We start from the raw sequence: 13,759 nt of genomic DNA on the forward strand, positions 1-13,759 counted from the left end.
TCTTACAACGACAAAAGGCGGATCAGCATGGCCGGACTGGACAAGCGCGTAGCAACCTATGAACAGGCCCTCGAAGGCCTGACCGACAACATGACGGTACTGGCTGGTGGTTTCGGCCTGTGTGGCATCCCGGAAAACCTCATCGCTGAAATCAAGCGCCGCGGCGTCAGCGGCCTGACCGTGGTTTCGAACAACTGCGGCGTTGATGGTTTCGGTCTGGGCGTGCTGCTGGAAGACCGGCAGATCCGCAAGATGATCGCCTCCTACGTTGGCGAAAACGCCGAGTTCGAGCGCCAGTTGCTCAGCGGCGAGCTGGAGGTGGAACTCACCCCGCAAGGCACCCTGGCCGAGAAAATGCGCGCTGGCGGCGCCGGTATTCCGGCCTTCTACACCGCCACCGGCTACGGTACGCCGGTTGCCGACGGCAAGGAAGTGCGCCAGTTCAACGGACGCAACTACATCCTCGAAGAAGCCATCACCGGTGATTTCGCCATCGTCAAAGGCTGGAAAGCCGACCACTACGGCAACGTGGTCTATCGCAACACCGCACAGAACTTCAATCCGCTGGCGGCCACCGCCGGCAAGATCACCGTGGTCGAGGTCGAGGAAATCGTCGAGCCGGGCGTGCTGCTGCCGAGCGAGATCCATACCCCGGGCATCTACGTCGACCGGGTCATTGTCGGCACGTTCGAAAAGCGCATCGAAAAACGCACGGTCAAAGCCTGACCCGTCCTTGCACAGAACAACAAAGAGATCCTGACCATGGCACTTACCCGCGAACAAATGGCCCAGCGCGTCGCCCGCGAACTCAAGGACGGCTACTACGTCAACCTCGGCATCGGCATCCCGACCCTGGTGGCCAACTATGTCCCGGCTGATATCGACGTGATGCTGCAGTCGGAAAACGGCCTGTTGGGCATGGGCGAATTCCCTACCGAAAGCCAGCTCGATGCCGACATGATCAACGCCGGCAAGCAGACCGTGACCGCCCGGCGTGGCGCGTCGATCTTCAACTCCGCCGAGTCCTTCGCCATGATCCGTGGCGGCCATGTCGACCTGACCGTGCTGGGCGCGTTCGAGGTGGATGTGGAAGGCAACATCGCCTCGTGGATGATCCCCGGCAAGCTGGTCAAGGGCATGGGCGGGGCGATGGACCTGGTGGCTGGCGCCGACAACATCATCGTCACCATGACCCACGCTTCCAAGGACGGCGAGTCCAAGCTGCTGCCGCGTTGCAGCCTGCCGCTGACCGGTGCCGGCTGCATCCGCAAGGTGCTGACCGACCTGGCTTACCTGGAGATCGAGAACGGCACGTTCATCCTGCGCGAGACGGCGCCGGGGGTGAGTGTCGAGGAAATCATCGAGAAGACCGCGGGCAAGCTGATCGTGGCGGATGATGTGAAGGAAATGACCTTCTGATTTTGTAGGGGCTTTCGGGCCTCATCGCTGGCAAGCCAGCTTCCACAACTACAGCGCTGTTCTGACGATCTGCGATGCCCGTGGGAGCTGGCTTGCCAGCGATGAGGCCCAAAGCCAGCGAATACACACCGGGTTGTAAATGCACTCGCGGGGCTGGCCCGGGACAAGGAACCACGCACTCCTTGCCCCGAACCGACCCCGCGATTGTTTTTCTACGCCTTCACATCCCGCTCATCCTGCGCCACCACCGCCTGGCACAACTCGATCATCTGCTCGCGCATCCAGCGGTTGGCCGGGTCCTGGTCGGTGCTTTCGTGCCAGTACAAATGGGTTTCCAGCGGCGGCACGTCATTCACCGGCAGACTCGCGTAGTTGAGGTTGTGCCGACGGGCGAAGCGCTCGGGCACGGTCATGACCATGTCGGTCTGCTGCAAGACCTGCGACGCCATCAGGTAATGCTGCGAACGCAGCGCGATCCGCCGTTGCAGGCCCATCTTGCCCAGCGCCAGGTCGACATAACCCAGGCCGTTGCGGCGGCTGGAAATGTGGATGTGGGTCAGGCTCATGTACTCGTCGAGGCTGATCTTGTCCTTGGCCATCGGGTGGCCCTGGCGCATGGCGCACACGTATTGGTCCTGGATCAACTTGACGTGGCGCACCTGCGGGTCGGTGTTGAGCGGCGCATCGACGGCGAAATCCAGGCGGCCAGCGGCCAGTTCCTTGGTGGTTTCGCGGCGTTTGCACAGGAAACTCTCGATCACCACCGCCGGCGCCAGGCGCCGCAAGCGCTGGAACAGCGGCGGCAGAACCACCGCCTCGGTGAGGTCGGTCATGCTGATGCGGAAGGTCTTGTTGGCCTGCAGCGGATTGAAGATGCGGCTTTCCTGAACCGACACCCGCAGCAGCGACAGCGCGTTGCGCACCGGACCGATGATGTTCTGCGCCATGGGCGTCGGCACCATGCCCTGGGCAGTGCGCACGAACAGCGGGTCATTGAAGGTTTCGCGCAGGCGGGCGAGGGCGTTGGACACCGCCGGCTGGGTGATGCCGACGATCTGCCCGGCGCGGGTCAGGTTGGCTTCGGTGTAGATGGCATCGAAAACGATGAACAGATTGAGGTCGACCTTGCTCAAGTTCATGGCACTGCTCTTGTTGGCGTTATGGCTCGATCATATATCGGTTATGAATGTTTATACACGCCGAAAATAGACTAGGTGGATTTTGCCCGGTGATCTAGCATCGATTCCAGATTCCTTTCACGAAGAAGGTACTACTCATGGATTTCGCCTACTCACCCAAGGTCCAGGCCCTGCGCGAACGTGTCACCGCGTTTATGGACGCCTATGTCTATCCCGCTGAACCGGTGTTCGAGCAACAGGTCGCCGAGGGCGATCGCTGGCAACCGACCGCGATCATGGAAGAACTGAAGAACAAGGCCAAGGCCGAAGGTTTGTGGAACCTGTTCCTGCCCGAGTCGGAACTGGGCGCCGGGTTGACCAACCTGGAGTACGCGCCGCTGGCGGAAATCATGGGCCGTTCGTTGCTGGGGCCGGAGCCGTTCAACTGCTCGGCGCCGGACACCGGCAACATGGAAGTGCTGGTGCGTTACGGCAGCGCCGAGCAGAAACGCCAGTGGCTGGAGCCGCTGCTGCGCGGTGATATTCGCTCGGCCTTCGCCATGACCGAGCCGGACGTCGCGTCGTCCGACGCCACCAACATGGCCGCCCGCGCTGTGCGCGATGGCGACGAGTGGGTCATCAATGGCCGCAAGTGGTGGACCTCCGGCGCCTGCGACCCGCGCTGCAAAGTGATGATCTTCATGGGCCTGAGCAATCCGGAAAACCCGCGTCACCAGCAGCACTCGATGATTCTCGTGCCGACCGACGCGCCCGGCGTGACGATCGTCCGTCCGCTGCCGGTGTTCGGTTACGACGACGCGCCGCATGGTCACGCCGAAGTGCTGTTCGAGAACGTGCGCGTACCGTATGACAACGTGATCCTCGGCGAGGGCCGTGGTTTCGAAATCGCCCAGGGCCGCCTTGGCCCGGGCCGTATCCACCACTGCATGCGTTCGATCGGCATGGCCGAGCGGGCACTGGAATTGATGTGCAAGCGCTCGGTGGAGCGCACCGCTTTCGGCCGGCCACTGGCGCGGTTGGGCGGCAACGTCGACAAGATCGCCGACTCGCGGATGGAGATCGACATGGCCCGCCTGCTGACCCTGAAAGCGGCGTACATGATGGACCACGCGGGCAACAAGGTGGCCCGTAGCGAAATCGCCCAGATCAAGGTGGTGGCGCCGAACGTGGCGTTGAGGGTCATCGACCGGGCGATCCAGATTCACGGTGGTGCCGGGGTTTCCGCCGACTTCCCGCTGGCCTACATGTACGCCATGCAGCGCACCCTGCGCCTGGCCGACGGCCCGGATGAAGTACACCGGGCGGCGATCGGCAAGTACGAGATCGGCAAGTATGTGCCGAAGGAAATGCTGCGCGGCAGTCACTGATACGTTCAGCAAGTACTTGTCGCTCTGTTGGCCTTATCGCTGGCAAGCCAGCTTCCACACAGTCCAAAGCCTGTGGGCGCTGGCTTGCCAGCGATGAGGCCATATGTTCAATGCTCTTTCTGCGGCTCCTTCTCATCCCGCGTCTTGAACAGCGACAGCACCACCCCGCCCGCCAGCAGCCCGAACGTCACCCCCAGCGACAACAACGCCGGAATCTTGCCGATGAACCCGTGCAGGAAAATCTTGCCGCCAATGAAGATCAGCACCAGCGCCAACGCGTACTTCAGGTAGACAAACCGGTGCATCAACGCCGCCAGGGCGAAATACAACGCGCGCAGCCCGAGGATCGCGAAGATGTTCGAGGTGTAGACGATGAACGGGTCCTGGGTGATGGAGAAGATCGCCGGCACGCTATCTACGGCGAACACCAGGTCGGCCAGTTCGATCAGCACCAGGGCAAGAAACAGCGGCGTGGCGTAGCGGATCGCCTTCGATTGCCCCGCCGGCACCAGGCGCACGAAGAAGCGCGCACCGTGCAACTGGTCGGTGACCCGCACATGCCTGCGGATGAATTTGATTAATGGATTGTTGGCCAGGTCCGGGTGCGACTCCTGGCGGCTGAACAGCATCTTCACCCCGGTGATCAGCAGGAACGCGCCGAAAATATAGAGGATCCAGTCGAACTCCTTCACCAGCGCGCTACCGACGCCGATCATGATCGCCCGCAACACCACCACGCCGAGAATGCCCCAGAACAGCACGCGGTGCTGGTAACGCCGGGGGATGCCGAAAAAGCCGAAGATCATTGCCATGACGAACACGTTGTCCATCGACAGCGACTGTTCCACCAGCAATCCGGTGTAGAACTCCAGGGCACTCTGGGCGCCCAATTCGTACCAGATCCAGCCGCCGAACATCACGCCCACGCTGAAATAGCCGGCATACAGCAGCAGGCTTTCGCGCATTTCGATTTCATGCTGGTCGCGGTGCAGCACCCCGAGGTCGAAGACCAGCAGGGCGATGACGATCACGATAAAGGCCAGCCAGAGCAGGCTGCTGGTGCCGAGGAATTCGGCGCTGAAAAAATCTTGCAGAGCTGTCATGAGCCCCTCCCGATGTCGTAGTTGGCAAGCAACTGTGACTCCGACATGGCGGTTGGCGACCGTCAGAGGGGCCCGGCGTCACATGCTCTAGCCTAGTTGCCGGACACGGGGCGGGGCGGGCGAGAGCGTTACAAGGTCTTACAAGACTTTAAGAAATTTCCTTCAGCGCACCGTTCTTTCAATACACCCAGGCTTCAACCCGGCGATTGCGGATGCGGCCCTGGGTATCGGTGTTCGCCGCGACCGGCAATTCGGCGCCGAGGCCGATGACGTCGCGCAGGGTGACCTCGTGCCTGGCCAGTTCGCGGCGCACCGCCATTGCCCGCAGGCGCGACAACAGGTCGGCGCGGCGGGCGTCGTCCTTGGCGTCGCCGAAACCCACCAGCACCACTTTGCCGTCGAGCTTGCGGTTCTGTCGCAGGTAGTCCGCCAGCCGCTCGATATCCCGCAGGGCCTTGTTGTCCAGGGTCGCGCTGCCTTCCTGGAAACGGAAATTGACCGACAGCCGCCGCGCCTCGCTGAGCAGGTGGCGATAGCGCGGCGGCAGGTCGGCCTGGGGTGGTTCGCTGAGCGGGCGGACCTGCTGGGCGACGAAGCCGTTGCTGGCGACGATGGCCTGGCCGCGCGGGCTTTGGGTGAAGTCCAGCAGCGCCTTGGCCAGGGGATTGCGTTGCGTCGGCGGCAGGTAGAAATACAACCGCCGCGACAACGGATAGTCCTCGCTGGCGATCTGCTCGGCGCTCGGCAGCATGGCCCGCGAGGCCCCGTCGGCAACCGCCAGCACCCGCGCGCCGTGGACGGTGGTCAGGCTGCTGAAACCGATGGCTTGGCGGTCGTGGCGCACCGCTTCGGCCAACTGTTCGCCGGACTCGAAGCGCCGGGCGCTGCTGGCGAGGCGCTGGTGATGCGGGTCGAGCACCAGATTCTTGAAAGTTTCCCAAGTGCCGGAGCGGTCGTCGCGGGCATACAACTGGATCGGCCCGCCGCCGACGCCGAGTTCTTCCCAGGTGGCGATGCGCCCGGAGAAGACCCCGGCCAGTTGCTCGGTGGTCAGTTGCGGCAGCGGATTGTCCGGATGGACCAGCACCGCCACGCCGTCCAGGGCGATGACCTGCTCGGCGTCGGCGCCGGTCAGGTTGCCCAGGGCTTGGAGTTCCGCCTGTTCGCTGTCCTTGATCGGGCGTGAGGCGGCGGCGAGGTCGGCGCTGCCGTTTTTCAGTGCGATAAAACCGGTGCTGCTGCCGTGGGCGGCGATTTCCACCCGCTGCACCTGGCCGTTGTCGTCGCGGCCCTGCACGCGCACTTCATTGGCGACGTCCGACGGCAGGATCTCGACATTGCGCAGGCCACGTTCTTCCAGCAGGCCACGCACCAGCGCAGGCGCCAGCACCGCGCCGATGGTGTTGGATCCCTGGATGCGCAGGGTGTCGGCGGCGGCAAGGGGCGCGAGCAGAATAAGGAGAAGGGCACAGGGGCGGATCATTGCCGGCGGAGACTCTGGAAACGAAGGTTTCGGCAGATTAAGACAGGCAGGTGACCGAAAGATGACAGGTGCGGCGGAGGCTGATCGCGAGCAGATGGCCCTTGTGGGGGACCGCCAGGCGGTCCCCGGATCGATCAGTTCAATTCAAGCCAGATCGGCGCGTGGTCGGAAGGCTTTTCCATCCCGCGCAACTCATAATCCACACCTGCCGCCTTGACCCGCGGCAACAGCGCATGGGAGGTCAGGATCAGGTCGATGCGCAGGCCGCGCTTGGGCTGGTCTTCGAAGCCGCGGCTGCGGTAGTCGAACCAACTGAACTGGTCCACCACTTCCGGGTGCAGGTGGCGGAAGCTGTCGGTCAGGCCCCAGTTCTTCAGGCGGGCCATCCACTCGCGCTCTTCGGGCAGGAAGCTGCACTTGCCGGTCTTCAGCCAGCGCTTGGCGTTGTCGGCGCCGATGCCGATGTCGCAGTCTTCCGGCGAGATGTTCACGTCGCCCATCACCACTACCGGCTGGTCGTTCTTGAACTGGGTTTCCAGCAGTGCCTGTAGGTCGCTGTAGAAGCGCTGCTTGGCCGGGAACTTGGTGGGGTGATCGCGGCTTTCACCTTGTGGGAAGTAGCCGTTCATGATGGTGATCGGGTTGCCATTGTCGTCGGCGAACGTGCCCCAGATGAAACGGCGCTGGGCGTCTTCTTCGTCGGTCGAGAAGCCCTTGAACAGGCTCAGTGGCGGCTTGCGCGAGAGCAGGGCGACGCCGTAATGGCCTTTCTGTCCATGGAAATGAACGTGGTAGCCGAGGGCCTGGACGTCCGCCAGTGGGAACTGTTCGTCCGACACCTTGGTTTCCTGCAGGCCGATGACATCGGGCTGGTGCTTGTCGATCAACGCCGCCAATTGATGGGGCCGGGCGCGCAGGCCGTTGATGTTGAACGAGACGATCTTCATGGAAACAGGGTCCTGGGTAAAAGGCTGGATGCTAGCCGACATCGGCCTGGCCGGCCAGCGATGATGCCGTTGAAGCGGCTGTCTATACTCCAGCCCAACCAAGAAGGAACGTTGGCGTCGCCCGCATCTCAAAGAGCCATGCCCAACTGCCATCAGGAGAACCGTGACCATGCCTGAATCGACCCCCGCGCCGGCCGAAGTCCGTCTACTCGACAGTGGCTACAGCCGCGAGGCACGTTCGCTGCTCTACCACGCCTACCGCCACGAACCCACCTACGGTTACCTGTTTGAAGCCGAACGCGCCGGCTTCGACCAGCGCGTGCGGGCGCTGGTCCGCGAGCGGGTGCGTCAGCACTTCTATCAGGAGTTGCCGGCAATTGGCCTGCTGGTGGACGACCGCTTGATTGGCATCGCCCTGATCTCGCCGCCGGTACGCCGCCTGGGCGTCACCGACAGTTGGGCCTGGCGCATGCGCATGGTGTTGAGCGCCGGCTTCCGTTGCACCCGCCGCTACCTCGATTATCGCGCCGCGCTCATGGCCTGCCTGCCCGGCGACGCCGTGCATGTGCTGCCGCTGCTGGGCATTCATCCGCAGTTCCAGGGCAAGCACTACGGCGAGCAATTGCTGACGGCGGTCCACGACTGGTGCGCCGAGGATGAAAATTCCCACGGCGTGGTGCTGGATACCGGCAACGAGCATTACCTGGCGTTCTACCAGCGCCAGGGCTACCAGGAGATTGGCGAAATCGCTGTGGGACCGATCCGCGAGCATGTGTTTTTTCACCCGGGACCACAGCGGGTCGCACAGGAAAGTGCCTGACGCAGGCCCGATCCAGACGCCTTTCGGGTTCCAGCCATTCGCCAGGCTCTGGTAGCATCCGCGCCTATGACGTATTCAGGACGCTTCACCTGCGGTTTGATCCTGTGCCTGGCCAGCAGCTTCGCGGCGGCGGCACAGAGTGAGCTGGTTATCCGCATCAAACCCGCCAATAACGACCTCAAGGCCAATGTCGAGGGCTATATCGGTAGCCTCGGCGAGCGCGATGAAGAGGCGCTGCTGCGCTTCAGTCGCGGGGCCGAGGAACAGGCCCGCAAGGCCGCCCAGGCACTGGGCTACTACCAGGCACAGATCGAAAGCGAGGTGCTGCCACCGCGCGACGATGACAAAGGCCCGCGCTTGCGCCTGACCATCGAGCCGGGCGAGCCGATCCGCCTGCGCGATGTCAGCGTGCGCATCGAAGGCCCGGCCAGCCAGCTCAAATCCTTCCGGGTCCCCGACAGCCGTGCCTTGCGCAGCGGCGAAGTGCTCAATCACGGTCACTACGAAGACGCCAAGCGGCTGATCCAGAACCAGGCGTCGCGCTACGGTTTCTTCAAGGGCCACTTCGTGCGCAACCGCCTGGCGGTGGACCCGGCTGCCGGGGTCGCGGATATCGAACTGGTCTACGACAGCGGCCCGCGCTACAGCCTGGGCCGGGTGCAGTTCGACGGCGATTCACCGTTCGACGAAGAGCTGCTGCAACGCATGGTGCCGTTCAAGGAAGGCACGCCCTACGACTCCGAGTTGATCGCTGAACTGAACAACGCGCTGCAATCGAGCGGCTACTTCGAAGGCGTGCGGGTCGATGCCGCGCCGACCGCAGCAGTGGGCCAGAGCATTCCGGTGGATGTCCAGGTGCAGACCCGCAAACCGCGGACCATGAGCCTGGGCCTCGGCTTCTCGACCGACGTCGGTCCGCGTGGCAAGGCCGGCTGGACGCGCCACTGGGTCAACCCGCAAGGCCACAGCTACGGCATCGAAACCGAATTGTCGGCGCCGCGGCAGAACGTCGGCCTGTGGTACGACGTGCCCCTCGACCCGCCGCTCACCGACAAGCTGCGCTATGCCGGCGGTTATCAATATGAAGAGATCGCCGGCACCGACACCCTCAGCAAGCTGCTGACCGTCGGCCCGGAATGGCACAGCAAGTTGCCCAGCGGCTGGCAGCGGGTGATTTCGTTGAAATGGCAGCGCGAAGAATATCGCCTCGGCGACGACTCCGGCCTCAGCACCCTGTTGATGCCCGGCGTCAGCTACAGCTACCTGCGCAGCGACAACCGTATCGATCCGCACAATGGCTATCGCCTGCAATTCGATGTGCGGGTGGCCAAGGAAGGGTTGCTCTCGGACACCAACCTGGTCAACGGCACCGTGCTGGTCAAGGGCCTGACCACGCTGGCGCAGAACCACCGTTTCCTCGGCCGCGTGCAGTTCGGCGGCAGCGCTACCAACGGCTACAAATCGGTGCCGCCATCGCTGCGCTTCTTCGCCGGTGGCGACCAGAGCGTGCGCGGCTACGACTACCAGACCCTGTCACCGGAGAATGGCGACGGCGACCGCATCGGTGGCCGCTACATGGTTGCCGGCAGCGCCGAGTACCAGTACCAGATCGCCGACAAATGGCGGCTGGCGACCTTCGTCGACCAGGGCAACTCCTTCAACAATCTCGACTTCCCCAGCCTCAAGACCGGCGTCGGCTTCGGCGTGCGCTGGGTTTCGCCGGTGGGCCCACTGCGCCTGGACCTGGCCAAGGCGCTGGATGACGACGGCGGTATTCGTTTGCACTTCTCGATGGGGCCGGAGCTGTGAAGCAGGTATCGAAATGGATCGCGATCAGCCTGTTCGCGCTGCTGGTCTTGCTGCTTCTGGCGCTGGGGCTGGTACTCGGCACCCAGGCCGGCAGCCGTTGGGCACTGGGCCTGGTGCCCGGGCTTGAGGTGGACGGTTTTCAGGGCACCCTCGCCCGGCAGTGGCAGGCGGAGAAGCTGGTCTGGCAGTCGGGTGGCGACCGGGTCGAACTGGTCGCGCCGCTGCTGGAGTGGACGCCCGGTTGCTTGCTGCGGCGCACCCTGTGCGTGGACAAACTGCACGCGGCGCAGGTCGAACTGACCTTCGCGCCCACCGAAACTGACCCTGACAGCGGGCCGCTGAAACTTCCCGAACTCGACCTGCCGCTGGCCATTGAACTGGGCGAAGTGCAGGTCGGCACCCTGCGTCTGGACGGCGCCGAACAGTTGAGCGGCCTGACCCTGGCGGCGCACTGGACCCGTGAAGGGCTGAAGATCGACAGCCTCGACCTCAAGCGCGAAGACCTGCACCTGACCCTTCAGGGTCTGCTGCAACCCGGCGGCGACTGGCCGTTGCAGGCCGAAGGGCAGTTGCAATTGCCGGCAGTGGACGGCCAGGCCTGGAACCTGGCGTTGCAGGTCAAGGGCGAACTGCAGAAGAGCCTGGACCTGCAAGCCGATAGCAGCGGCTATCTGCAAGGTCGCCTCAGCGGCCAGTTGCAGCCGCTGGCCGACAACCTGCCGGCGCAAGTGCGCCTGAGCGCCACCGGCTTCAAGGCGCTGGGCAGCCTGCCGGACACCCTGCGTTTCGAGCAGTTGGAACTCACCGCCCACGGCGACCTCAAGGCCGGCTATCAACTGATCGGTGCGGGCAACCTGGCGGCGGAGCAGGGGCCGATCAACCTGGCCCTGCGCGGCCGGGTCGATGCCAAGGGCGCCGAATTGGCGGCCCTCGACCTGACCGCCACCCCGGCGCAACGCCTGGGTCTGACCGCCAGCGCCAACTGGGAGCAAGCCCTGACGGCCAGCGCCACCCTCGACTGGCAGGACTTTCCATGGCTGCGCCTCTATCCGTTGGAGCAGCCTCCGCAAGTGCAGTTGCACCGGCTCAAGGCCCAGGTGCAGTACCGCGATGGCAACTACGAAGGTGATTTCAACGGCGACCTCGACGGCCCGGCTGGCGCGTTCAAAGTCAGCAGTCCGTTCAAGGGCGACCTCGGCAAGATCAGCCTGCCGCAGCTCGCACTGGAAGCAGGCCAGGGCAAGGCGGCCGGCAGTGTCAGCGTCGCGTTCGCCGATGGCGTGGCGTGGGATGCGGCGCTGGATCTCTCGGACCTGAACCCTGCGTATTGGCTGGCGGAGATGCCCGGCACCCTGGGCGGACCGCTGCGTAGCAAAGGCGAGTTGAAGAACGAAAAACTCAGCCTCAATGCCGACCTCGACCTCAAGGGCCGACTGCGTGGCCAACCGGCGGTGTTGCAGCTCAAGGCCGAAGGCGCGGGCGAGCAGTGGACCTTGGGAACCCTGCAATTACGCCTGGGTGACAACCAGGTCATTGGCAGTGGCAGCCTGCAACAGCGCCTCGCCGGGCAGATCGACCTCAACCTGCCGCGTCTCGGCCAGCTCTGGCCGCAACTGCAGGGACAGATCAAGGGCCGCGTCGATGTGGCGGGCACCCTCAAGGCGCCGCAAGGTCAGTTGAAGCTGCAAGGGCAGCAACTGGCCCAGGCAGAAAATCGCCTGCAGACCTTGAGTCTCGACGCCCGCCTCGACAGCAACCAGAAAGCCCTGATCGACCTTAGCGCCAGCGGCATTCGCGCCGGCGAGACGGCGCTCGGCACGTTGACCGCCAAGGGCCAGGGCGATATCCGTCAACAGCAGTTGCAACTGGCGCTGGACGGGCCGCAGCTCAAGCTCGACCTGGGCCTGGAGGGCCAACTGGACAAGGGCAACTGGCGCGGTCGCCTGGCCTCTGGCGAGATTCGCGCCGGTGGTCAGGACTGGCGTCTGCAAGCGCCGGCGAAACTGCAACGGCTGGCGAATGGGCAGATCGATTTCGGCACCCATTGCTGGCGGTCCGGGCAGGCCAGCCTGTGTGGCGACGAGCAGCGCCTGGCGCCGGAGCCGCGGATTCGCTACCACCTCAAGCAATTCCCCCTCGACAGCCTGGCGCAATGGCTGCCCAAGGACTTCGCCTGGCAGGGCCAGCTCAACGCCGATATCAATCTCGACCTGCCGGCCAGCGGGCCGAAAGGCACGGTGCAGGTGGATGCCAGTGGCGGCACCCTGCGTATTCGCGAGAAGGGGCAGTGGGTTGATTTCCCGTACCAGAGCCTGCGTCTGGACAGCACGTTGGGCCCACGTCGGGTCGATACCCGCCTGGATTTTCGCGGTGGACGCCTGGGTGAGTTGAGCCTGTCGGCGCGCATCGATCCGCTGGCGCGCAACAAGCCGCTGAGCGGCGAGTTCCGTTTGAGCGGTCTGGATCTGGCGGTGGCGCGGCCGTTCGTGCCGATGGTCGAGCGGCTCGCCGGGCAACTGAATGGCAGCGGGCAGATTTCCGGCACGCTGCTGGCGCCGCTGGTCAACGGTAACCTGGTGTTGTCGGGGGGCGAGGTCGGCGGGGCGGAATTGCCGATCAGCCTGCGCGAGCTGACGGTGCGGGCGTTGATCGCGGGCGAGCAGGTTCAACTCACGGGCGACTGGCGCAGTGGCGAAGCCGGGCAAGGCCGGCTGAGTGGCGAGATCGGCTGGGGCCGGGCCCTGGCGGTGGACCTGGCGCTGCAAGGGCAGCGTCTGCCGGTCAACGTCGAACCTTACGCCGCCCTCGAAGTGGCGCCTGACCTCAAGATCAGCCTGCAGGGCGAGCGGCTGGCGATCAGCGGCAAGGTGCTGGTGCCCAAGGGCAAGATCACGGTGCGCGATCTGCCGCCGTCCACCGTCAAGGTCTCCGAGGACACGGTGATCGTTGGTCATCAGACCGAGGAAGGTAAAGCGCCGATGGCCGTGGCGATGGACATCGATGTCCAGGTGGGCCAGGAAAAACTCTCGTTCAGCGGCTTCGGCCTGACCGCCAATCTGCTCGGTCATGTGCATATCGGCGACAACCTCGATACCCGTGGCGAACTGAGCCTGTCCGATGGCCGCTACCGCGCCTATGGCCAACGCCTGACCATCCGCCGCGCGCGTCTGCTGTTCGCGGGGCCGATCGACCAGCCGTATCTGGATATCGAAGCGATCCGCAAGACCGATGACGTGATTGCCGGGATCCGCCTCAGCGGCAGCGCCGAACAACCCACCACCCAAGTGTTCTCCGAGCCGGCCATGAGCCAGGAACAGGCCTTGTCGTATTTGGTGTTGGGGCGTCCGCTGAGTACCACCGGCGAAGACAACAACATGCTGGCGCAAGCGGCATTGGGACTGGGCCTGGCGGGGAGTGCGGGGATCACCGGCAGTCTGGCGTCGAGCCTGGGCATCGATGACTTCCAGCTCGACACCGAAGGCAGCGGCAACGCCACCAGCGTGGTGGCCAGCGGCAACCTGACCGAGAAACTGAGCTTGCGCTACGGCGTGGGGGTGTTCGAACCGGCCAACACCATCGCCTTGCGCTACATGCTCAGCAAGCGTTTGTACCTGGAAGCGGCCAGCGGCGTGGCCAGCTCCCTGGATCTGTTCTACAAGCGGGACTTCTGAG

General features: G+C 64.2%; 10 protein-coding genes. 6 read left to right on the forward strand and 4 right to left on the reverse strand.

What is annotated here, in order from left to right:
* Positions 1–27: 27 nt before the first annotated feature.
* Together CKW37_RS18800 and CKW37_RS18805 are read left to right on the forward strand one after the other, a co-directional pair.
* Complete coding sequence (locus CKW37_RS18800; RefSeq protein ID WP_095157226.1) at positions 28–726, forward strand: CoA transferase subunit A; 699 nt, start codon at positions 28–30, stop codon at positions 724–726.
* A gap of 36 nt (positions 727–762) precedes the next feature.
* Entirely contained in the window at positions 763–1,419 is a 657-nt protein-coding gene (locus CKW37_RS18805; RefSeq protein WP_095157227.1) for a CoA transferase subunit B, read from the forward strand.
* Positions 1,420–1,631: 212 nt separating this feature from the next.
* Here CKW37_RS18805 and CKW37_RS18810 read toward each other — a convergent pair whose 3' ends face one another.
* On the reverse strand, positions 1,632–2,558 hold the full coding sequence (locus CKW37_RS18810) for a LysR family transcriptional regulator (RefSeq protein WP_095157228.1): 927 nt from the start codon (positions 2,556–2,558) through the stop codon (positions 1,632–1,634).
* Between the two features lie 137 nt (positions 2,559–2,695).
* On the opposite strand from CKW37_RS18810, the gene CKW37_RS18815 reads away from it, so the two are divergent.
* Entirely contained in the window at positions 2,696–3,925 is a 1,230-nt protein-coding gene (locus tag CKW37_RS18815; protein ID WP_095157229.1) for an acyl-CoA dehydrogenase, read from the forward strand.
* A 107-nt stretch (positions 3,926–4,032) separates the two neighbouring features.
* Here CKW37_RS18815 and CKW37_RS18820 read toward each other — a convergent pair whose 3' ends face one another.
* From CKW37_RS18820 to xthA, 3 genes are all read right to left on the reverse strand, one after another.
* Complete coding sequence (locus CKW37_RS18820; RefSeq protein ID WP_095157230.1) at positions 4,033–5,028, reverse strand: TerC family protein; 996 nt, start codon at positions 5,026–5,028, stop codon at positions 4,033–4,035.
* A gap of 178 nt (positions 5,029–5,206) precedes the next feature.
* The gene (locus CKW37_RS18825; RefSeq protein WP_095157231.1) at positions 5,207–6,511 is read right to left on the reverse strand and encodes a substrate-binding domain-containing protein; all 1,305 of its coding nucleotides are present in this window, start codon (positions 6,509–6,511) and stop codon (positions 5,207–5,209) included.
* A 134-nt stretch (positions 6,512–6,645) separates the two neighbouring features.
* Positions 6,646–7,458: an exodeoxyribonuclease III gene (gene xthA, locus CKW37_RS18830; RefSeq protein ID WP_095157232.1), complete on the reverse strand. Its 813-nt coding sequence runs from the start codon at positions 7,456–7,458 to the stop codon at positions 6,646–6,648.
* 169 nt (positions 7,459–7,627) lie between these two features.
* Between xthA and CKW37_RS18835 the strand changes: the two genes are divergently transcribed.
* From CKW37_RS18835 to CKW37_RS18845, 3 genes are all read left to right on the forward strand, one after another.
* Positions 7,628–8,278 carry a GNAT family N-acetyltransferase gene (locus CKW37_RS18835; protein ID WP_095157233.1) on the forward strand — a complete coding sequence of 217 codons (651 nt, stop codon included), beginning with the start codon at positions 7,628–7,630 and terminating at the stop codon, positions 8,276–8,278.
* A 66-nt stretch (positions 8,279–8,344) separates the two neighbouring features.
* Positions 8,345–10,087 carry an autotransporter assembly complex family protein gene (locus CKW37_RS18840; protein ID WP_095157234.1) on the forward strand — a complete coding sequence of 581 codons (1,743 nt, stop codon included), beginning with the start codon at positions 8,345–8,347 and terminating at the stop codon, positions 10,085–10,087.
* Positions 10,084–13,758 (forward strand): translocation/assembly module TamB domain-containing protein, encoded by a 3,675-nt coding sequence (locus tag CKW37_RS18845; protein ID WP_095157235.1) that lies wholly within the window; start codon positions 10,084–10,086, stop codon positions 13,756–13,758. The genes CKW37_RS18840 and CKW37_RS18845 overlap by 4 nt, the downstream gene beginning before the upstream one ends.
* Position 13,759: the final 1 nt, after the last annotated feature.

Source organism: Pseudomonas sp. Irchel 3E13 (assembly GCF_900187455.1).
In the GTDB taxonomy this organism is placed as follows: domain Bacteria; phylum Pseudomonadota; class Gammaproteobacteria; order Pseudomonadales; family Pseudomonadaceae; genus Aquipseudomonas.